The following is a 21,667-nucleotide window of genomic DNA, read 5'->3' as shown; positions in this document are numbered from 1 at the left end:
ACCACCGGCGGGATTGATGCGAGGATAGGCAATCGGAATAATTTTACTCCATATCCGGGGCCTGAAGACCATGAAAACTGTTCGACTCTGGGCGACTGTCGCCGCCGCTACCCTCGCGTTTGCCGGCGCCGCCCTGGCCGCCGATGATCTGTCCGCCGTCAAGTCGGCCGGCGTTCTGCGCATCGGCACCGAAGGCACCTACGCGCCTTTCACCTATCACGACGAGAGCGGCAAGCTGGTCGGCTTTGACGTCGAGATTGGCGAGGCAATTGCCGGCAAGCTCGGCGTCAAGCCGGAGTTCATTGAGGGCAAATGGGATGGCCTGATCGCCGGCCTCGATGCCAACCGCTACGACACCGTCATCAACCAGGTCGGCATCACCGACAAGCGCAAAGAGAAATATGATTTCTCCAAGCCCTACATCGTCTCCAAGGCCGTCCTGATCATCCGTTCCGATGACGACAGCATCAAGGGCTTCGCCGATCTCAAGGGCAAGAAGTCGGCGCAGTCGCTGACCAGCAACTTCGGTGCACTGGCCACCGCAGCCGGCGCCGAATTGGTGGGCACCACCGGCTTCGACGAGTCGATCCAGCTAGTGCTGACCAAGCGTGCCGATGCGACCATCAACGACAGCCTGTCCTTCCTCGATTTCAAGAAGCACAAGCCCGACGCGCCGGTGAAGATCGTCGCCCAGAAGGAAGATGCCGACGCTTCCGGCATCATCGTTCGCAAGGGCCAGGCGGACTTGGTCGCCGCCATCGACAAGGCGCTCGACGACATCAGGGCCGACGGCACTTACCAGAAGATCGCCGACAAGTATTTCGGACAGGACGTGTCGAAATAATCCGACCCTGCGGTCGGAAGCAAATATCGGCGTTGCGTTTTTCCCGACAAGCGCTCTGAATTGACCGGGGTGGCAGCCTGCCGCCCCGGCTCTGCTGTGTATGCTGTTCCAAATACGAGGAGTCCAAGGTGCCCCCCTGGCTTCATCTCATGGCGGAGTCGTTGCCCTCCCTACTCTGGGCCGGGCTCGTCTTTACCATTCCCCTCACGCTTCTGTCGTTCGCCTTCGGCCTGGCGCTCGGCCTGATCACGGCGCTGGTGCGCCTGTTCGGCCCGCTGCCGCTCGCCCTCTTGGCCCGGTTCTTCGTCTGGGTGTTTCGTGGCACGCCGCTGCTCGTCCAGCTGTTCGTGATCTTCTATGGCCTGCCCAGCCTCGGCATCTATCTCGACGCCTTTCCGGCAGCACTGATCGGCTTCACGCTCAACGTCGGCGCCTATGGTTCCGAGACCATCCGTGCGGTGATCTCGGCCGTTCCCAAGGGGCAATGGGAAGCCGCCTATTCCATCGGCATGAGCTGGCGGCAGTGCCTGATCCGCACCATTCTGCCGCAGGCCACCAAGATCGCCGTGCCGCCCCTCTCCAATGCCTTTATTTCGCTGGTGAAGGACACCTCGCTCGCCGCCGCCATCACCGTGCCCGAACTGTTCCAAGCGGCCCAGCGCATCGTCGCCACCACCTACGAGCCGCTGATCCTCTACATCGAGGCGGCCCTCATCTACCTCGCGCTGAGCTCGGTGCTGTCCCATCTGCAACAGCGGCTTGAGCATCGCTTCGGCCGTTATGGCGGCAGCCTGGAGGCGAACCCGTGATCGAACTCAGAAATATCGTCAAGCGCTTCGGCGACACCACCGTTCTCTCCGACATCAACGTCACCATCGCCGAGGGCACAGTAACGGCGCTGGTCGGACCGTCGGGCGGTGGCAAGAGCACGCTTCTGCGCTGCATCAACCTTCTTGAAATCCCGACTTCCGGCACCCTTGTCCTCGGAGGCGAAAGCCTGACCTTCCGGCCCAGCCATCGACCGGGCTGGACGGCCATCCAGTCCATCCGCCGCCAAACCGGCATGGTGTTCCAGAACTTCCAGCTGTTTCCGCACCGCACCGCCATCGAGAACATCATGGAAGGTCCGCTGACGGTCCTGAAATGGCCGAGAGACAAGGCGCGGCAGCGGGCCGGCGAATTGCTTGAAAAGGTCGGCCTGTCGCAAAAGGCCGACGCCTGGCCATCGACGTTGTCGGGTGGACAACAGCAGCGCGTCGCCATCGCCAGAGCACTGGCCATGTCGCCGCGGGTGTTGCTCTGCGACGAGCCGACCTCTGCCCTCGATCCGGAATTAGCGCTGGAAGTGGTGGACGTGTTGAGCCGGCTGGCCGACGAGGGGACGACCATGGTGATCGCCACGCATGATCTGCGCCTCGCGTCGCGCATCGCCAGGAATGTCGTCTTTCTGGAGGGCGGGCTCGTCGTGGAAACCGGTCCGGCACGACAGATCTTTACCGATCCAGGGCAGGAGCGCACTAAGCGCTTCGTATCCTCGATCACCGCTCCGCAGGTTTACGACATCTAGGATATCGGATGGCCGGGCAAAACGGCCCTGGGCGACGCAGGTCTGGCCATCCGATTACCTACCTGACATCTCGGTCGCGCCTCGAGCAATTTCCTAATCGCATCCCGCAAAGCCGCGCGTTTTCGCACCCATAACGCGGCGCCGCGTGAACCAAGCGATCGTCACCTTATTCGGGGCGCCAGCTCGTACCGAGCGCCCTCCTCAATTTTCACGTAACAGACGCCGCCGAGCCGGTGTGTTTCGCTGCCTGTGAAAGGTGACATGGCAGCCCATGTCTATCGCTACGAACTCGAGCCAGAATGCCGCCAATCCCGGCCGCGAAGTTCGAGGCAGACTGCGTGTGGTTACAAAAAGAACACTTTTTGCATCATTCACAGCCGGCGTCACGCGGGATTTGTCTCATATTCCCCGCGATCACGTCACATGGCATATATAGTCGTACAATACGAACGTCGCAATTTGGCGCCGCAGGCACCCTAGAAAACGCCACCATACTTTCTTTATACTATTGATATATTTAAATATTTTTAAATAATCCGAAATTCATTCCCCAATGAAATTCCATAGGGCAGCCAACGTCCACCCTTGACAGGGACGTGATAATAGCTATCAATATTTTTGGTAAAGATAACACAATCAATGGTACCCAGCCACGTGAGAGGGAGGATTTAGGCTGGTGTCCCGGGAGGGAAAGGGCACCTTTGTGCCTCGCATCTTTTGTGGGGGCTACCTACCTTCCGCAGTCAAGGCCGCAGGTCGACTGACGACAGGATAGTAATTGGCACCCGGCTTTCCATTGAAGACTTTTCTACCGCGCCCCGTACTACAATTAGAAATACACGACAGATGACGACCTCATATATATAATATTACTATATCAAATCTTCATCATGGACACTCAGTACGAATTATATTTTGATCTATAAATATTCTTACTTCAGAGAATTGAGGCCGGTGCAACTTAAAAACAAATAATGCATCGGCTTCGATCGGGTATTGCACGGAGAGGATGAAACATCGGGTGGGCAGTCATCCAATACGCTTGGCTGTCTAGCTCAATTTTCCCTTCGCCAACATCCGACACCCAAGCAGACGTGAAGACCAAGGAGGAGTACCCATGAGAAAGCTTACCGTAGCTCTGCTGACCGCTTCCGCCCTTCTTTTCACTGGCGTGGCCATGGCGAAGGATCTGCCGGGCCTGACCAAGAAGGACAGTTTCCGCTTCGTCATCGTTCCGAAAGTCGTCCATCCCTGGTTTGACCTGGTGAACGATGGCGCCAAGCACGCCGCAGCGGTGATCGAGGCTCAGACAGGCGCCAAGGTGGCCATCGAATACAGTGCGCCGCAGCAGGCCGACGTCGTCCAGCAGAACCAGATTCTCGAGTCGACGATTGCGACCCACCCGGATGGCATCGCCATCGACCTTCTCGACCCGTCGGGCAACCGCGCTCCACTCGAGGAAGCCGTGGAACAGGGCATCCAGGTATCGGTGTTCGATTCCGTGCCCCCCGAGGGCATGGCGCTGACCGCGATCGGCAATGACTTCTGCGAACAGGCTCAGATCGCGTCGGAGCGGCTGGTCAAGCTGCTCAATGAAGAAGGCGAAGTCGCCATCATGATGGGCGTGCCGAGCGCACCGAACCACGCCATCCGCGCCGACTGTCACAAGAAGGTGTTCGAGAAGTATCCCAAGATCAAGCTCGTCGCCACTGGCATCGACAACGACAACATCGAGACGGCCCAGAAGCAGGCGGCGGCCATCATGCAGGCCAACCCGAACCTCAAGGGCTGGGTTGCCTGCGACGCGGCCGGACCGATCGGCATCGCGCAGGCCATCACCGAAGCCAGTAAGGTCGGCAAGGTCACGCTGGTTGGTCTCGATAACCTGCCCGAGATGCTCCAGGCCATCCGCGACGGCGTTGCCGACAGTTCTTCGTCGACCAAGCCGCAGATGCAAGGCTACTGGGCCGTGATGACCATGTGGCAGAAGGCCCTGGGCGTTGACACCCCCAAGACCATCGATACCGGCATCGCCGTGCTGACCAAAGACAATATCGACTGACGATCCGCCTTGAGCGGGACCCGCCGCCAGCGGGCTGAACAGCACACTGTTTCAGCCCGCTGGCACCTTACTGGCGAACGCAGCGGGCAATGATCCCATGACGGTCGGCCTCCGCAATCCAGTGGAGGCCGGCTGCATCGGCCATCAGGACACGAACCATGGCATTTCTCGAAGTTGAAGGATTAGGACGCGATTTTCCCGGCGTCCGCGCGCTCGACAACGTCAGTCTCAAGTTGGAGCTTGGTCGCGTCCACATTCTGGCCGGCGAAAACGGTGCCGGCAAATCGACCCTAGTCAAGCTGATCACCGGGTCGGATCCGACGCCCAGTCGGGGCCACATCATCATTGACGGCAAAGACGTCGCAGAAGATCCGACGAAATTCCGCTTCATCGCCTATGTGCCGCAAGAACTTAGCTTGTTTCCGCACCTGTCGGTGGCTGAGAACCTGTTCATTCCCTATGACCGTGCCGACTTCACCGGCCGTCTGATCAACGAGCGGACCCTCGAACGCGAGGCGCAAGTCTATCTCGATCGCTTTGCCATCACCGCCAAGCCGTCGGCTTTGGTGCGCAGCATCTCGGTACCCGACCAGCAACTGCTGCAGATCGCCCGCGCATCGACCAACAAGCATATGAAGGTGCTGATCCTTGACGAGCCGACGTCGTCGCTGACGACGACGGAGGTCGAGCGAGTGTTCAACGTCATCAAGTCGTTTCGCGACACCGGCCACGCCATTGTCTTCATCTCGCACAAGATGGGCGAGGTGCTGGAGATCGGCGACGACTTCACCGTACTGCGCAACGGTGAAAAAGTGGCGGATGGCAAGATCGACGACATCACCGAACGCGACCTCATTCGCGCCATGAGCGGCTCCGAGCTGTCGTTCGAGGAGCACTTCCGCCCCACTCCACCAGCCGAGCCGCAGTCGGGACCACCGATCCTGGAAGCCAGAAATCTCACCGGTCTTCGTTTCCACGACGTCAGCTTTGAGCTTCGGCGCGGCGAGATCCTGGGGTTCGCTGGCCTGCTTGGGGCAGGTCGCTCGGAAGTCATGCAGACAATCTTCGGCTATCGCAAAGCCAAGTCGGGCACGGTCCTTTTGCAGAACCAACCTCACAAGCTTGGCGACACGAACTATTCAGTCAACCATGGCCTGCTCTACCTGTCGGAAGAGCGCAAGCTGCATGGAATACTGCCTCAGCTTTCCGTGCGAGAGAACATCGGTATCTCGATCCTCAAGCAGACCTTGGCTCGATTTGGCATCTCGTCGCGGAAGGAGCGGACGCTGGTCGAACAGATCATCGCCGCCTACGACATCAAGACTGCCAGCATGAACAAGAAGATTTCGTTCCTGTCCGGCGGCAATCAGCAAAAGGCCATCATTGGCCGAGCCATGGCCACCGCTCCATCGGTTTTGATCTTTGATGAACCGACCAAGGGCATCGACGTCCGCACCAAGGCGGAAATCTACAAGATCATGAAACGCCTCGCGGAATCCGGAGTCGGGATCATCCTGATCTCCTCGGAGATGGACGAATTGCGCAAATGCGCAAGCCGGATCGTCACAATGTACGCAGGCCGTCAGACCGGCGCTTTCGACAACGCCACCACCAGCAACGAAACGCTTATCGGCGCCATCTTCGGCTCTGGGAGTCATTCCAATGCAGCGTAAGAACCTTTCCTTCCTCCTGGCGAACCCGCTTGCTGGCGTATTCGTTGCCCTGCTGATCATTTTCGTACTGTCGGCGCTGCTGTCGCCCTATTTTCTCACGTCGTACAACATGTCGGTGGTCGCCAGATCGCTGGCCTTCGTCGGTCTGGTGACCATCGGCCAGTCAATGCTGCTGATCCTGGGCGAACTCGACTTGTCACTCGGTGTGATCGGCGGTCTTTGCGGCGTCATCGCAGGCATGCTGATGATGAATTTCGGCGTCAATCCCTGGGTCGCCATCTTCCTGGGCCTCGTCGCTGGTGCGGCCCTCGGCTGTTTCAACGGCATCATGGTGACCCAGCTCGGCCTGCACTCACTGGTGCTGACCATCGGCACAGCTGGCATCTACGGCGGTATCAACCTGGTGCTGACCAAGGGCGTGGCGATTACCAATATTCCAAAGGAAATCCAATTCCTTGGGCGCGGTGACGTGCTTGGTGTCCCGGTACCGTTCGTCGTCATGATCGTGGTGCTGGCAATTGCCGCCTTCGTGACCCTGAAGACGCCATTTGGTCGCTATCTCTACGCCATCGGCGACAACACAGCCGCTGCCACCATGCTCGGCATCAAGGTCAACCGAGTGCGTATTCTGGTGTTCACCGCAGCCGGTACGTTGGCGGCTCTCGCCGGTCTCCTGATGGTCTCGCGCCTCGGTACCGCTCAACCTTCGATCGGCGACACTTGGGTGCTACCGCCCATCGCTGCATCAGTCATCGGCGGCGTCGCCACCACGGGCGGCGTCGGTACGCCGGTCGGCGCCATCCTCGGCGCGGCCATCATCGCCATTATCGAGAACATCATCGTGCTGTTCGGCGTGTCGCCTTACTGGCAGGGCGTCGTGAGCGGCGTCATCGTCGTGCTGGCCATCTCGTTCGACGCCATTTCCCGCCGCTACATTCGCCGCGAAGACTAACCGGAGAGCAAGGGAGCATCCTGATGAAACTCGGACTCAACCTTTCCTTCGCCGTCAAGCGCTGGCTGGAACCCAACCGTCTGGCCGCCCTGGTGGCAAACGATCTCGACACCCGCCATGTCCAGTTCACCTGGGATCTCGTCGATCCTTGGTGGCCGGAAGCCCAGCGCGACGGTCTTGCCCGTGCTTATGCGCGGGCCTTCAAGGATGCCGGCGTCACCGTCGAGAGCAGCTTTGGCGGCCTTGCCAGCTACAACTACAATCACATCCTCGCGCCAACACCCGAACTCCGCGACCTCGGCCGTCAGCATCTTTCTCGCGCAATCGACATGACCGCGGCCATGGAAGTGCCGGTCGCCGGCATGCCGTTCGGCTCGTTCAGTGCCGACGATGCCGTCAATCCGGCAAGGCGCGAGGAGATCTACAAGAACGCTCTCGAGATCTATGTGGGGCTCTCCCGCCACGCCAAGACGCGCGGCCTCAAGATGCTGATGGTCGAACCTGTACCGCTTTCGACCGAGTTTCCGTCGACGGCGGCCGATGCGCTACGCCTGATGCACGACCTCGAGGGAGCAACCGACGTACCGGTTCGTCTCAACGTCGATTGGGGGCACGCCATGTTCAGGCCCCTATTTGGCGATGACGCCACAATGGAGCATTGGATGGCCGTCTGCGGCAACTACATTGCCGCCTATCATATCCAGCAGACAGATGGCCTTTACGACCGGCATTGGAATTTCACGCATGACGGACTGGTCAGTCCGACCGATCTGTCGGCTTTCTGGAACCGTTACAAGCTCAAGGACCAGACGTTCTTCCTTGAGGTCGTCTACGCCTTCGAGGAGCCGGACGCGACCGTCCTTGCCGACATGAAGGCGTCCATGGCCCTGCTCAAATCCGCCTGAACCGCCGGACCTACGCGGGATGGCGAGCCAAGCCGTTCCGACCAGAGAAAAGCCAAAGAAGAGAAGGGACAACACGATGTCGATTTATCAAAGAGCGCTTGATGATCTTGCCGCCGTGTTCACCCATCTTGATGAAAGCGAAGTCGATCGGGCGGTTACAGCCATCGCAGCCGCCAAGCGGATCGCTCTTTACGGCGTCGGTCGGGAGGGCCTGCAAATCAAGGGGCTCGCCATGCGGCTCTATCACTTGGGACTTTCAGTCTCAGTGGTTGGTGATATGAGCACCCCGCCGCTTGGCCGTGGAGATCTGCTGATCGTTTCCGCCGGTCCGGGATACTTCTCAACCGTCGCAGCCCTGATGAAGACGGCCTCGGAGGCCGGGGCGCAAACGCTCTGCGTGACGGCACAACCCAGCGGAACCTGCCCCCAGGCTGCCAACGTCGTGCTGACCATTCCGGCGCAGACGATGGCCAACGACTCTGGACCGGCAACCTCGGTACTGCCAATGGGGTCGTTGTATGAAGGGGCTCAGTACATTCTATTCGAATGTCTCATTCTCAAGCTGCGCGAGCTTCTTAAGATCACTCCCCAAGCGATGCGCGCCAATCATACAAATCTGGAGTAACTCTCGCGTATTCAAGGCATGAATACTCAGCCTCGCTCTGATCAAGCCCCTCCACCACTACACCGGCTATCAGACTGATATTCAGAACTACCAACCGTTTCCCATCGATAAAGTCATCGAAGGCCAGAAGACGGCGGAGTTGCCAAAGACAAGAGCACAGCGTCGCTTACAAGCCGATCAGCAGCGGCTTTTTCTCGCTGCTCGTCTTCACCAAGACGCCCTTGTCGGGGCCGAACAGGGCAAACATGGGCAGGATGCTGGCGCCCAAGGCAGAGCCACGCGCTCCGAGTTCTCCGCTCAGGATGGACGGCGCGATCAATCCGGGTGGGATCATTTCGGAGAAACACTGCCTGATACGGGCGACCGTTTCCAAGAGTATGGGCGACGGCAGTATGCCGTCGATAATGACGGCTTGAACATCGACCACGGAGATGCAGCCGATGATCGCCTGCGCCAGCGCGTCGGCACAATCATCTTGCCACTCGGAAACAAGCAGCCCCACCTCCGCCGGCATGTTGCTGAGTTCGCGCGCCCGGTTGATGTCAATCCCGTTCGACTTGAGGTGACTGATCAAAGTGTAGATCGACGCCCGATGCAGAAGCACGTCGAACTTCCCCTTCGGCGGGCGAACAGAGCTCAATTTCGATGGCGTAACTGGAAAAGGACCAAGGGCGGCCGTATTTCCATTGGGGCCTGTCTGTAGTGTTCCGTCGAGGACCAAGCCACCGCCCACAAATGTGCTGATCGAGATATGCAGGAAATCCGTGTATTTCTTGCCAAGCCCGTAGACCAACTCCGCTGCAGCGGCGGCCGAAGCGTCGTTCTCGATCATGACGGGAAGTCTTTGCGTTTCGGCAAAGTGGCTCTTCAGATCGAAAGAGCGCCAGGCCAGCTGAACGTCGCCCGGAAATCCCAGTTCCTCGTCCCAGCCGCCAATGAAGTAAGGGGCGGAAATTCCAATGCCGACTAGGCGACCTTCGTTGACCGGCCCCAATTGCGACCTGAAATGCGAGATCGACGTTCGCCCCAGCCGCTTGATCACGTCCGGCTCGGGATAGGGATATTCAAAGGTTTCGAATGCGCAGGTCTGGCCGGCAAAATCGGTCAGGATCGCATCCATGGCGCGGCGGCCGATGTGAAAGCCGATGGTATAGGCCCCGCTTCCCGCGAGAGCATACATGGCCGATGGTTGCCCTTTTCCGCCAAATCGCTTGCCGACTTCCGTGAGGTAGCCGCCGGCAACGAGGGCCTCGACGATGCCCGCCACCGCAGGCGGCGTGAGATGCGCGAATCTGGCTATTTCCGCTTTTGACGCCTGCCCATGCCTCCGCACGGCGTCCAAAACGACGCGTTCGTTGTAGGCGCGCAAAAGAACCGAGTTGCTTCCTGTCTGTGCCATTAGGCCCGCCATCCGCGGCTCAAATGAAGCGTGTTCTCAATACACGCCGAGTTGCCCTCTTCCTAGCGCGACAGGCGATAGAAGGCAACTGTTTGAAAACATGAGAAGACGCCATTCGTACTCACGGGCTCTATCGAGGCGCTTGACAGCCTCAGAAAATGAATTAGTAATTTGCTTTAATAAATCGACCGGAAAAGAGGAGAGCCGGTCGTGGGAGAGGACCCGTTGATGAACCGTGCTGTCGTGCCTCGCGCGCGTCTCCATGAGGGGCGCGTCCATGGCTGATCATACCCATTCCACATTGGGTGCCGAAACGCGCCTTGACCCTGTTACGGTGTTGGCCTCGCTCGTCGGCGTCACCAAGACCTTCGGTGGCACCGTTGCCGTCTCGGACGTTTCCATCGATCTGCGCGCCGGCGAAGTGCTCGCCCTCCTCGGAGAGAACGGCGCGGGGAAAAGCACCTGCGTCAAGCTTCTGGCCGGTGTCTATCGCCCCGATACGGGGCACGTCGAGATCGATGGTCGGGAAGTTTCCCTCGGTTCGCCCCTCGAAGCGCTGAGCGCCGGCATTGCGGTGATGCATCAGCACCCCGGCCTGTTTCCGGATCTTCCGATTGCCGAGAACCTGTTCATCGGCCGATCGAGCACCGAGTGGCACCTGGACCATGCCGCCATGCGCAAACAGGCCAGCCGCTGGCTGGAGCTGGTCGGCCTCGATGTCGATGTCACCGCGCCTCTCAAGGGCCTCAGGACATCCGAACAGCAGTTGGTCGAAATCGCCCGCGCCCTGTCGCTCAATGCGCGTGTGCTGATCATGGACGAGCCAACGGCGGCTTTGTCACTCCGCGAGGTCGAGCGACTGTTTTCGGTCGTCGACAAGCTCAGGGCAGAAGGCGTCGCCATGATGTTCGTCGGCCATCGGATGGACGAGATCTATCGGGTGGCGGATCGGATCGCCGTGCTGCGCGACGGCCGTCACGTCGGTACCCATGCAGCATCCGATCTATCCCGCGAACGCGCCGTTCAATTGATGGTCGGCCGCCCGCTTGATGGCTTGTTTCCCCACCATGGCGGCGAGCCGGGACCAGTGGTCTTGAAGGCGGACGGGCTTTGTCGTGACGGCGCCTTCCGGAACGCCTCGTTCGAACTGCGAGCGGGTGAAATACTCGGCTTTGGTGGGCTGGTCGGGAGCGGCCGCACCGAGATTGCGCGCGTGCTGTTCGGCATTGATCAGCCAACCGCCGGCAGGATCTTGATCGACGGTAAGGAGGTATCGTTCACCTCGCCAAGAGACGCGATGGACTGCGGCATCGCCTATGTTTCGGAAGACCGGATCGGCCAAAGTCTGGTGATGGACTTTTCCATTCTGGTCAACGCCTCGCTGACGGTCCTGGACGAGACGACTTCGGCGGGCCTCGTGACGCGCAGCAAGGAAATCGCCGCAGCCAAGCCGTTTCTCGATCGCCTCCGCCTTCGCTACAGCTCGTTCGATCAGCCGGTCAGCTCGCTTTCAGGCGGCAACCAGCAAAAGGTCGTTCTTTCCAAATGGCTCGCCACCAAACCCAGGGTTCTCATCTTGGACGAGCCAACCCAGGGCATCGACGTTCAGACCAAAGCCGACGTCCACGCGATGATGGCGGATCTTGCCAGCAAGGGCATGGCCATCATCCTGATCTCCTCGGAACTACCAGAGCTACTGGGCATGTCCGATCGGATGATCGTGCTCAGGGAAGGCAACGTTGCCGCCGAATTGAGGCGCGGCGAAGTTTCGCAGGAGACCGTCATCAGCGCGGCGACGGCTTCCGACGGACAACAAGAAAGCCACGCCTCCAGTCCGTTGGCACCGTTCGACGCGGATGCCGACCGGCGCACGGCATCCAAACTCTGGCATGATCTTCTGGCGCGCCGCGAAGTCGGGCTCTTTGCCGCCATCGCCGCGGTGATCATCCCGGTCTCGATCCTGAACGTCCGGATGCTGAGCGCCGCCAACCTTTCGGCTCTTGCCATGGACGTCGGTCTGCTTGCCATCGTCGCCGTCGCCCAAATGCTGGTGATGATCACCAGAAGCATCGATCTGTCGGTAGCGGCGGTCATCGGCCTCGCAGCCTATGGCGCGGCTTCCACCCTGCACGTGCACCCGGAAATCGGAGTTGTCGGCGGCGTTGGCCTCGCCTGTCTCGTCGGTCTCGTGGCAGGCTTCGTCAACGGAGCGGTCGTTACCTATGGACGCGTCCCGGCCATCGTCGTGACCCTCGGCACCATGTCGATCTTCCGCGGCGTCAACAGCATCTGGGCCGGCGGTACGCAAGTCAGCGCCGATCAGGTGCCGCAAGCTTGGCTCGACATGACGGCTGTCAGCATCTTCGGCCTGCCAGCGGTTACCATCATCGCCGCCCTCACGCTCTGCGCGGTCGCCTATTTCCTCAGGATGACGTCCATCGGACGCGAGCTGTTCGCCATTGGCTCGAATCCGGATGGCGCAAGGCTGATCGGCATTCCGGCCAACAAGCGAATCCTGTTGGCCTTCTCCATCGCCGGTCTGCTCGCCGGGTTTGACGGAGCGCTCTGGGCATCCCGCTACGCAACCGTTGATGCCCGCGTGGCCTATGGCTTCGAGCTCACCGTCATCGCCTCGGTGGTTGTCGGCGGCATAGCCGTCAGGGGCGGCGCAGGCACTGTCCTTGGAGTCGCCGCCGGATCCCTAATGCTCCTCATCATCAACAACGGGCTGACGCTGGTGCGCGTCGATCCGCTCTGGCTGCAAGGTGTGTACGGCCTCGTCATCCTGGCAGCGATCGGGATCGATGCGCTGGTCGCGCACCGCACCTACGGACGGACCAAAGGGGGACGCAAATGAACGCCAATACGAAGCGGTCCACCGGGTGGGCCAGCCGCCTCGCCACGTGGGACAACTTCCTCGGCGCCCTCACGGTGGCTGTCATTGCCGGCGCCGTCGCGTTTGTTCCGAATTTTGCCTCGGCCTTCAACATTTCGCAGGCGATCGCCGGCTTTTCGGAACGAGCCCTCATCGTCATGCCGATGGTCCTGCTGATCATTTGCCGAGAGATCGACCTGTCCGTCGGCAGCATCCTGGCCCTCACCAGCGTGATATTCGGCCTGTTCGTCCAGTCTGGTAGCCCGCTCTGGCTCGCCATGGTCGTGACCTTGCTTGCAGGCGGCGCCTGCGGCGCGTTCAACGGCTATCTGGTAGCAAGCCTTGGACTGCCCTCGCTGGTCGTCACGCTTGGGACGATGGCCGTTTACAGAGGCATCGCCTACATTTTCCTGGGGTCGGGATCGATCAATACCTTTCCCGACAGTTTCACCGATTTCGGCATCGACACCGTCGGGACCTCCATTGTCCCGTTGACCATCCTGCCCTTCCTGATCCTCGCGCCGATGTTTGCGGTGGCGCTGCAAAGGATGCCGATCGGCAGACGCATCTATGCCATCGGCGGCAGTCCCGACGCAGCGCGCTATTCCGGTATTCGGCTGGGACGGACTGTCGTCGGCCTGTTCATTACCTCCGGCGTGATCTGTGCGGCGGCCGGCATCGTCTATACGGCGCGGCTCGCCAACGCCCGAGCGAACAACGCCCTGGGCATAGAGCTCGACGTCATCACCATTGCCTTGCTGGGCGGGGTCAGCGTCTTCGGCGGCAAGGGAACCCTGACCGGCGTCCTGTGGGCGCTGCTGCTGGTGGCAACCATCCGCAATGTGCTCGGCCTGCTGCAGATCGGCGGCGACGCGCAGGGCACGATCGTCGGACTGCTGCTCATCGGCTCCATCCTGGTCAGCAACGCGTCCGAGCGGATCTTTTCGACCATCAGGACAAGACATTTCAGGGCGAACGCCAGCGAGTAATTCCGGGGCTCGTTCGGTTCTTTACACCGGAAATCGGAGGAAAAAATGAAGTCAATCCTAGTCAAGACGCTGTTCGCCGCCAGCAGCATGCTGGCGCTCGTGGCAACGGCAAGCGCCGAGGACTGCGCAACCAAGCCGGTCACGGTCGGTTTCCTGCCCAAGCTCGATACCGACCCCTATTTCCAGGTCGCTCAGACCGGAGCCGAGGAAGCGGCCAAGGAGATCGGCGGAACAGCGGTCAAGCAGGCGCCGTCGCAGGCGACGGCCGAGGCCCAGATCGAATTCATCAACAATCTCGTCTCCCAGAAGGTCGGCGTGATCGCCATTTCCGCCAATGACTCCAACGCCGTGGCCCCCGCCTTGAAGCGTGCGGTCAAGCAAGGCGTGAAGGTGGTTTCCTACGATTCCGACGTCGCCGCCAACGCACGCACCGTCTTCCTCAATCAGGCGGCCGGCGACAGCCTGGCCGAGATGATGCTGGAGTCGCTGGGGCAGCTCATCAACTACGAAGGCGAATTTGCCATCCTGTCGTCGACGCCGACGGCGACCAACCAGAACGCCTGGATCGACTTCATGAAGAAGAAGATGGCGTCGGATGCCAAATATTCGAAGTTGAAGCTGGTGCAGGTTGCCTATGGGCAGGAAAGCGAGCAGGTCAACCAGCAGCAGGCGCTTGCGCTGGCGCAGGCCTTCCCGAACCTCAAGGGCATCATCATTCCGGCCGGCATCGGTCTGCCGGCTGCGGCCCGCGCCATGGATCAGGCCGGGCTGCTCGGCAAGATCAAGCTGACGGGTCTCGCGCCCGCCACGCTGATCAAGAAATACATCCAGAATGGCTCGGTTCAGGATATCTGGTGGAACGTCAAGGATCTTGGCTATCTCACCTACTATGCGGCGCAGGCTGTCGCCCAGTGCAAGGTCACGGGCAAAGCCGGTGAAAGCTTCGAAGCCGGTCGCCTTGGCACCTACAAGGTAGGCGAGAAGGGCGAAGTGCTGCTGGGGCCGGCACAGATCGTAACCCCGCAGAACGTCGAAGAATTCAAGTTCTAGAACTCCAGCCGAACGGGTAGCGCGTCCCTAGAGCCTTCGCCGACCAAATTGAAACATTCGGTCGTCCAGCGAAGGCTCCAGGTCATTTGCTGGAGCAGCCGCTTTTCAATCAGGTTGATTCAACCTGATCGGCGGGTGCTCTAGCGCTACCCGCTTCACCAGAGGGATAAGCCCCATGAAGCCTGTTCTTCTCGCCGGGGAGACATTTCACACGACGTCGCTGACCTCCAAGGGTTACGACCCTGGCCTGTCGGCTACCTATTCCAACGGCGCCCTTCGCTACATTGAAGGCCTGCGGGCCGAGGGGATCGAGGTCGTTCAGCTGGGCGGCGAGCGCTGTGAGGCAGAGTTTCCCCGGTCGATGGACCAACTCGCAGCTTACTCGGCGGTCGTGCTGTCGGACATTGGCTCGCTGTCCCTTTTGCTCACACCGGAATCCAGGGCGGGCCGGCGGTCCGTCAACCGTCTCGATCTTCTCCGCGAGTGGGTCGAACACGGCGGCGGGCTGATGATGGCCGGTGGCTATTGCAGCTACCAAGGCGTCGACGGTCGCGCCATGTATGGCGGCACCGGCGTCGAATGGTGCCTACCGGTTCAATGCGTCAATGGACCGGATGCGGTGGAGGCACCGGAGGGGCTGGACCCTGACGTGCGCCAGGCGGACCATTCAATCATTGCCGGCCTGCCCCAGCCCTTCCCCTTCGTGCTAGGCATGAACCGGGTCATTCCACGTAACCAGGGCGACGTCGTGCTGAGCTGCAAGCGCCGGAATGGAAGCCTTCCGCTGCTGGTCGCCGGGAGTTATGGACACGGGCGAGCGCTTGCCTGGACGACCGACATCGGTCCGCATTGGCTGTCGCAGGATTTCATGGCCTGGAGTGGTTATGATCGGTTCATGGCCAACATGATCCGCTGGCTTTGCTTCGAAATTTGAGCGGAATAGAAATGACATTCACTTCTCCGGCAGAGCTGGCTCAGATCCTGCTCGACCGTAGCGGAAACCGCCGGATCATCGTGGCACTCGCCGGCGCCCCCGGCTCAGGCAAGTCCACCCTGGCCGAAACGTTGGCTGCCACGCTCAACGAGCGGATAAATGGAGTTGCCGCCGTTTTGCCGATGGACGGCTTTCACTTCGATGACATCGTCCTGAACGAGCGCGGCCTGAGGGCCAGGAAAGGGGCACCCGAGACGTTCGATGTGTCGGGCCTTGCGCATTTGCTGGAGCGCATCCGACAGAATGTCGAGCCGGAAATCGCCGTGCCGATCTTCGACCGAGCGCTGGAGATCTCCCGTGCCGGAGCCCGCCTTATCCCACGGACCGTTCGCATCGTGATCGTCGAGGGCAATTATCTCCTGCTCGATCGGGCACCTTGGTCCAGTCTGACGTTCGATCTTTCCGTGATGCTCGTCGCCGACCCAACGGTTCTTCGCCAACGTCTCCTGAAACGCTGGGCAGATCTCGACATCGATGAGCAGGAAGCCGTCAGAAAGATCGATGGAAACGACGTCGCCAACGCCAAGCTGATCCAAGAGTGCTCAAGAAAATCCGACTATTTTGTTCACTCTGAGTAGACGCCCTACTTCCGAGACGCCCAGGCAAACTAAGCCGCCGAGCCTCTCGGTGCTCCGGTGCTCTGACATCTTCGAAAGATGGTCACGATCGATAGGCCACCTCGACCATGGCGACACCGGTTACTTCCGGAACGGAGAAAGACACACGCCCATCCGCCTGCGTGAATGGCAGCGAGGTCTGATCGGGAACGAGGCGCACGGCCTCGACCGGACCGTCGACCTCAAGGGACACGTCGATATCGTGCAAGGTCACGAGATCCTGGATGGGCTGGATGTTGCTGTTCCAGAGATAGCCACGCAGGGCCGGCGTCGCGTGGAGAAGATAGACGATATCCCGATTGAGCGTCGGCTGCCGGCGGACCGTCACCCGGCCAGCTCTCGGCAGGCTCGTCGTCACCAGCCGGTGGCCTCCGAGCATACTGACGATGACGCGTTCGGCCATCTCCAGCATGCGCACGGCACCCACTTGCGTATAGACGCTGAAAATCGGGTGGGCGAGATAGGTGATGCTGCCCTTTCGGCTGCCCCCATCGTAACTGCTGGCGTCCGGCCGGCGCGGGATATTGATATGGCCGGAGAAGTGCTTCGGCGTGCGATCGAAATAGGGCTCATAGACACTGCCGAGGGATTGTCCGTCGCTCACCTTGATGCGCTCTGATGGGCAATACATGAAGTTTGGCTCGTCGATACCGTCGGGACGCCAGTCGGCGGTCGGCAGCAGATAATCGCCGCCCGCCATGGGCGACGTGCTCTCCCAGGTGGCGCCGACATCAAGGACGAAGCCGCTAGCGGCGTCGATGCCGCTCCGTCCGGTCAGCAGGAGGCGGCCACCCTTTGCGAGATAGGTATCGAGCTTGCGCTTGAGGTCAGCACCGACCGGGACGGCGTCCGGCAGGATGATCAGGCGATAAGGGGAGAAATCGCTTTCGAGGTCGAGAACGTCGAACGTCAGACCCGCTTCGAGAAGGATGCGCGTCGCCCCATCGTCGCTTGCCTGCTTCTGGGCCGGCGCCTCGATGCTTGACGTGTCGAGCGTTGCCGCTTCGAGGGAGATGAGGCCGATCTCGGCGCGGTTGACGCTGCCAACCGCCCAGGCCTCGCGCTTCTCCACCCAATCGTAGGCGGCCCCGATGATGGCCATGGTCGAGCGGTCGACAAAACCGGTCGGATGCAGGTGATCACCGATCGAACAACAGGCGCCCTGTGCCAGCATGGCGCCGCACTCGTAGACCAGCGCTTCCGGGCGCTTGTATCCGCCGATTTCGCCCCAGGTGAAATGGAACTTGCCGGTCATGCCCAGGAAGGGGATGCCGAGCGGGTCGACATAGCGCGCGCTGATCGGAAAGTGGTCGTACCCCCAGCCGGCCGTCGGCAGCGACTCCAGTTCGAGGTGGCTGTAGTATTTGCGGATATGGTCGCGATTGCCGCGCCGGATATGGCCCGAGTTGAAGAACAACGGCTTGCCGGGTGCGCGGGAATGCACGGTGTCGGTCACCCGCTGATAGAACTGATCCAGCGCCTCGGCGCCAAACCGCGTGCGATCGTCCATCGACGTCCAGTCGAGACCACGTTGGTCCATCTTGGCTTTGGCGAACGTGGAGATCGACGGCAGTTGGCTGCAGATGTCGATGAAGATCCCGTCACCGTCGGGATAAAGCTCCAGAACCTCATCGATCTGGGCACAGAGATAGTCGAGATAGGGCGAGGCGAAATCGAGATAAGCCCAGCCGGTGGGATCGTTGCGGGACTGCGACAAGCGCCCATCCGGTGTGACGATTCGCCAGTCCGCGTGCGTGAAAGCGGCGTGCTCATCCCAGGCTGCCGAAAGATAGATCGGCGTGGCGATGCCCTCTCCGTGCAGCGCATCGACCTGCGCCCGTAGGAGATCGAAGCCAAGGCCGGGGTGCATCCGGCCGACCCTGGTCGGATGATAGGAGAGCCCATGATGGCATTTCGAAAACAGCGTCACGGAATCGACGTGAGCGGCTTTGAAGGCGCGGGCAAACTCACTCGGGTCAAAGCGCGAACCGACGCCCTCGATCAGGCCCGAAGTGTGAAAATCGAGATGGACTTGGCGAAAGCGCATGATGGACAGGTCACTTGTAATGGGCATGGGCGGGAGAGGCGTCGTGCAAAGTGGTGCCGTCGGCGGCAAACACGACGAAGGCGGAACGATCGGCCCAGAGGCTGACGTGCTGGCCGAGCTTTTTGTCCGACTGACTGGGAACAAGTTGGGCGAAGTAGCCATCGAGGGACTCGGAGTCGGTCGTCCGCAGAGCATGCGCGTCGGAGTAGACGAGGGTCTCGCGCCCCAATGCCTCGACGACGGTGACCTCGGCATCAGCCAGATGGACCTCGCCGCTGTCGCCGAGCGCCTCCGGCCGAATGCCCAGAATGACGGCGTCGCCAACGGCGGGTAGTGTTTCGCCGGGCGCAAACTCCAGCTTCAGCGGCGGCAATTCCAAGCCGAACGAGAAGCTGACCGACCGACCAACCGTTTCGATGACGTAGGCGCTGATAAAGTTCATGCGCGGCGAGCCGATGAAGCCGGCCACGAAGCGGGTTGCCGGCCTGTTGTAGAGCTCGAGAGGAGACCCGATCTGCTCGATATTGCCGCCGTTCATCACGATGATGCGGTCGGCCATGGTCATGGCCTCGGTCTGATCGTGCGTGACGTAGAGCATGGTAGCGCCAAGTTCGCGATGCAGACGGCTGAGCTCAATCCGCATCTGCGAGCGGAGCGCCGCGTCGAGATTGCTGAGCGGTTCGTCGAACAGGAACACCTCCGGAGCGCGGGTTATGGCGCGGCCAATCGCCACCCGTTGCTTCTGACCACCCGACAAGGCCTTCGGATACTTGGCCAAGTGCTCGGTAATGCGGAGGATCTCGGCGGCCCTGGTGACGGCAGCGTTGATCTCGCTCTTGGGCCGGCGCGCGACCTTGAGGGCGAAGCCCATGTTCTGCGCCACGGTCATGTGCGGATAGAGCGCATAGTTCTGGAAGACCATGGCCACACCGCGATCGGACGGTTCGGCCTGGGTGATGTTGCGACCGGCGATGCTCACCGATCCCTCGGCGATTTCTTCGAGACCGGCGATCGAGCGGAGAAGCGTCGACTTTCCGCAACCCGACGGGCCGACCATGACGACGAACTCGCCCTTTTCAGCAGCGAACGACACGCCCGACAGGACGGTGAGCTGACCGTAGCGCTTGACGACGTCGCGAACTTCGAGATGGGACATGGCTGAACCTATTTGCCGAGACCGGCGAGGCTGCGCACGAAATGGCGCTGGGCCAGCAGGAAGATGACGATGAGGGGAACGGTGGCGATGGCGAGGCCGGCCATCAACGCAGGCCAGTCGGCACTGTATTGCCCTGTCAGTCCATAGATGCCGACGGGCAGCGTCCGCACGTCGGTCTTGGTGAGCATGAGCAAGGCCAGGATGAATTCGTTCCAGTTGAAGACGGCCTGGAAGATGGCGGCGCTGGCAATGACCGGCCCCGACAACGGCAGAACGATGCGGAAGAACACCTCGATACGGCCGCAGCCGTCGAGCCGGGCCGCTTCCTCGAGTTCGCGGGGGAACTCAAGAAAGAAGGTGTAGAACAGCATCGTCGTGAACGGGATGCCATAGGCCGCGTAAGGCAAGGCAATGGCGAGCCGAGAATTGAGCAGGCCGGCGCTGGAGACCAGCTGATAAAGCGGAACCATCACGCTTTGCAGAGGGACCGCGAAACCGGCAACGATGGCGACATACACCCATCGCATCACCGGCTTGTCTGATCGGGCCAGGACGTATGCCGCCAGGCTGGAAGCGATGACGATGAACAGGACCGACAGCGCCGTGACCAGCAGCGAGTTGACCAGAAAACCGCTGATGCCAATACCCCAGGCGCGTTCGAAGGCCGCGAAGCTGAATTGCCTCGGCAGGGCAAGCGGTCGCGTGAACAGCTCGGCCTGGCTCTTGAACGCCGAGATGACCATCACGAAGACAGGGACCAGCACGAACAGCGTCCACAGCGAGACGAAGGCATGCAGGCCGATGGCGACGCTACGGGCTCGAAGGGTCATGACCACAGCTCCCTAGAGCACACTCGACGAACCGGAGTTCGCCGAGCGTGCTCTATCTATTTGGTCCAACGCAATTTTCTGGTGCAAAACCGGTCCCCACTTTTGCTGAAATTGCTCTACGCCCGACGCGACAAACGGACTTGCAACCAGCCGAGCAGCGCGGCGGTGACAAGCAGGACGACGGCCATGGCATTGGCATAACCCATGTTTCCGAAGGAAAAGGCCTGAGTATAGGTGTAGGTGCCCAGCACCTGAGTGGCGTTGGCAGGTCCGCCGCCGGTGGTGACGAAGACCAGATCGAACACCTTGAAGCCGCCGATCACGGTGATCAGCGTGGCCAGCACCAGCACGTTGCGGATGCCGGGCAGCGTGATGTACCAGAAGGCCTTGAGCCCGCGGGCGCCGTCGAGAGAGGCGGCCTCGTAATGCTCTTTCGGAATGGCCTGCAGACCAGCGAGGATCAGCATCATCTGAAAGCCGACGTTCTGCCAGGCGGCGATGAGCAGCAGCATCCAGAGAGAGATCGCGGGATCGCCGAGCCAGCCAAGCCTTGGCGGCGACAGGCCGAGCGTCTTGACGATGGCATTGAGCGGCCCGACGTTGGGGTCGAGGATCAGCATCCAGACGAAGGCGACGGCGATCGACGAGATCACCACCGGCATGAAGATGATGGTGCGATAGACGACACTGCCCCGCCGTATTCCCCGGTCCAGGATGGCAGCCAGAATGGCACCGCCACCGACTTGAGAAACGACGGAGCCAATGACGATGAAGATGTTGTTGGAAATCGCCAGCCAGAACAGTGGGTCGGTGACCGCCCGCCGGTAATTGGCGCCGCCGACGAAGGTCCAGGTGGCAGACGTCATCCCGAAGTCGAAAAACGAGCCGATCACGGCGACGGCCGCTGGGATCAGGATGAAAACACCCACGAGAATGAGGGCCGGAGCCATCATGGCTGAGGCAGAGATATTGCCGGCGTTCAGCACCGGTCGTTTGCCTGTGTCGCCTAGGGTGGAAGTCAATGAGGGAGCCATGTTGCTTCCTGGCAGCCGCCACCGCCATGCGGGACGGGCTCAACAAGA

18 protein-coding genes are annotated in these 21,667 nt (G+C 60.7%); 13 read left to right on the top strand and 5 right to left on the bottom strand.

What is annotated here, in order from left to right; genetic code table 11:
• Positions 1 to 70 precede the first annotated feature (70 nt).
• The 8 genes from G522_RS0110960 to G522_RS0110920 all read left to right on the top strand — a co-directional run bounded on the left by G522_RS0110960 (position 71) and on the right by G522_RS0110920 (position 8,628).
• Positions 71 to 844 carry an amino acid ABC transporter substrate-binding protein gene (locus tag G522_RS0110960; protein ID WP_026791078.1) on the top strand — a complete coding sequence of 258 codons (774 nt, stop codon included), beginning with the start codon at positions 71 to 73 and terminating at the stop codon, positions 842 to 844.
• 128 nt (positions 845 to 972) lie between these two features.
• The gene (locus tag G522_RS0110955) at positions 973 to 1,653 is read left to right on the top strand and encodes an amino acid ABC transporter permease (RefSeq protein WP_026791077.1); all 681 of its coding nucleotides are present in this window, start codon (positions 973 to 975) and stop codon (positions 1,651 to 1,653) included.
• Positions 1,650 to 2,411: an amino acid ABC transporter ATP-binding protein gene (locus tag G522_RS0110950; protein ID WP_026791076.1), complete on the top strand. Its 762-nt coding sequence runs from the start codon at positions 1,650 to 1,652 to the stop codon at positions 2,409 to 2,411. The genes G522_RS0110955 and G522_RS0110950 overlap by 4 nt, the downstream gene beginning before the upstream one ends.
• A gap of 1,117 nt (positions 2,412 to 3,528) precedes the next feature.
• A complete protein-coding gene (locus G522_RS0110945; RefSeq protein WP_026791075.1) occupies positions 3,529 to 4,473 on the top strand; it encodes a substrate-binding domain-containing protein in 945 nt (314 codons plus the stop codon).
• 158 nt (positions 4,474 to 4,631) lie between these two features.
• A complete protein-coding gene (locus G522_RS0110935) occupies positions 4,632 to 6,146 on the top strand; it encodes a sugar ABC transporter ATP-binding protein (protein WP_026791074.1) in 1,515 nt (504 codons plus the stop codon).
• Complete coding sequence (locus G522_RS0110930; protein ID WP_026791073.1) at positions 6,136 to 7,098, top strand: ABC transporter permease; 963 nt, start codon at positions 6,136 to 6,138, stop codon at positions 7,096 to 7,098. Before G522_RS0110935 ends, G522_RS0110930 begins: the two co-directional genes overlap by 11 nt.
• A gap of 23 nt (positions 7,099 to 7,121) precedes the next feature.
• Positions 7,122 to 8,003, top strand: coding sequence for a sugar phosphate isomerase/epimerase family protein (locus G522_RS0110925; RefSeq protein WP_026791072.1), 882 nt, complete (start codon positions 7,122 to 7,124; stop codon positions 8,001 to 8,003).
• A 76-nt stretch (positions 8,004 to 8,079) separates the two neighbouring features.
• Positions 8,080 to 8,628, top strand: a complete 549-nt coding sequence (locus tag G522_RS0110920) for an SIS domain-containing protein (RefSeq protein ID WP_026791071.1) — start codon at positions 8,080 to 8,082, stop codon at positions 8,626 to 8,628.
• A gap of 166 nt (positions 8,629 to 8,794) precedes the next feature.
• Here the strand turns inward: G522_RS0110920 and G522_RS0110915 are convergent, their stop codons facing one another.
• A complete protein-coding gene (locus tag G522_RS0110915; protein ID WP_026791070.1) occupies positions 8,795 to 10,027 on the bottom strand; it encodes an ROK family transcriptional regulator in 1,233 nt (410 codons plus the stop codon).
• 277 nt (positions 10,028 to 10,304) lie between these two features.
• Here G522_RS0110915 and G522_RS0110910 point away from each other — a divergent pair, with 277 nt between their 5' ends.
• The 5 genes from G522_RS0110910 (at position 10,305) to G522_RS0110890 (ending at position 16,513) form a co-directional block, all read left to right on the top strand.
• Positions 10,305 to 12,884, top strand: coding sequence for an ATP-binding cassette domain-containing protein (locus G522_RS0110910; RefSeq protein WP_026791069.1), 2,580 nt, complete (start codon positions 10,305 to 10,307; stop codon positions 12,882 to 12,884).
• Positions 12,881 to 13,891, top strand: coding sequence for an ABC transporter permease (locus G522_RS0110905; protein WP_026791068.1), 1,011 nt, complete (start codon positions 12,881 to 12,883; stop codon positions 13,889 to 13,891). Before G522_RS0110910 ends, G522_RS0110905 begins: the two co-directional genes overlap by 4 nt.
• A 45-nt stretch (positions 13,892 to 13,936) precedes the next feature.
• A complete protein-coding gene (locus G522_RS0110900; protein WP_026791067.1) occupies positions 13,937 to 14,941 on the top strand; it encodes a rhamnose ABC transporter substrate-binding protein in 1,005 nt (334 codons plus the stop codon).
• 175 nt (positions 14,942 to 15,116) lie between these two features.
• On the top strand, positions 15,117 to 15,875 hold the full coding sequence (locus tag G522_RS0110895) for a glutamine amidotransferase (RefSeq protein ID WP_026791066.1): 759 nt from the start codon (positions 15,117 to 15,119) through the stop codon (positions 15,873 to 15,875).
• 11 nt (positions 15,876 to 15,886) lie between these two features.
• Positions 15,887 to 16,513, top strand: coding sequence for a nucleoside/nucleotide kinase family protein (locus tag G522_RS0110890; RefSeq protein ID WP_026791065.1), 627 nt, complete (start codon positions 15,887 to 15,889; stop codon positions 16,511 to 16,513).
• A gap of 82 nt (positions 16,514 to 16,595) precedes the next feature.
• Here the strand turns inward: G522_RS0110890 and G522_RS0110885 are convergent, their stop codons facing one another.
• The 4 genes from G522_RS0110885 to G522_RS0110870 form a co-directional block, all read right to left on the bottom strand.
• The gene (locus G522_RS0110885; RefSeq protein ID WP_051228529.1) at positions 16,596 to 18,626 is read right to left on the bottom strand and encodes an alpha-amylase family protein; all 2,031 of its coding nucleotides are present in this window, start codon (positions 18,624 to 18,626) and stop codon (positions 16,596 to 16,598) included.
• Complete coding sequence (locus tag G522_RS26470) at positions 18,610 to 19,755, bottom strand: ABC transporter ATP-binding protein (RefSeq protein ID WP_036838871.1); 1,146 nt, start codon at positions 19,753 to 19,755, stop codon at positions 18,610 to 18,612. Before G522_RS26470 ends, G522_RS0110885 begins: the two co-directional genes overlap by 17 nt.
• Before the next feature lie 8 nt (positions 19,756 to 19,763).
• Positions 19,764 to 20,585, bottom strand: coding sequence for a carbohydrate ABC transporter permease (locus tag G522_RS0110875; RefSeq protein ID WP_026791063.1), 822 nt, complete (start codon positions 20,583 to 20,585; stop codon positions 19,764 to 19,766).
• A 116-nt stretch (positions 20,586 to 20,701) separates the two neighbouring features.
• A complete protein-coding gene (locus G522_RS0110870; RefSeq protein WP_051228528.1) occupies positions 20,702 to 21,619 on the bottom strand; it encodes a carbohydrate ABC transporter permease in 918 nt (305 codons plus the stop codon).
• Positions 21,620 to 21,667: the final 48 nt, after the last annotated feature.

The sequence above is a fragment of the Pleomorphomonas oryzae DSM 16300 genome (genome assembly GCF_000422965.1).
GTDB classification, from domain to species: Bacteria; Pseudomonadota; Alphaproteobacteria; order Rhizobiales; family Pleomorphomonadaceae; genus Pleomorphomonas; species Pleomorphomonas oryzae.
Note: the sequence above shows the minus strand (reverse complement) of the source record. Positions and strands in the feature narration are given on the sequence as shown.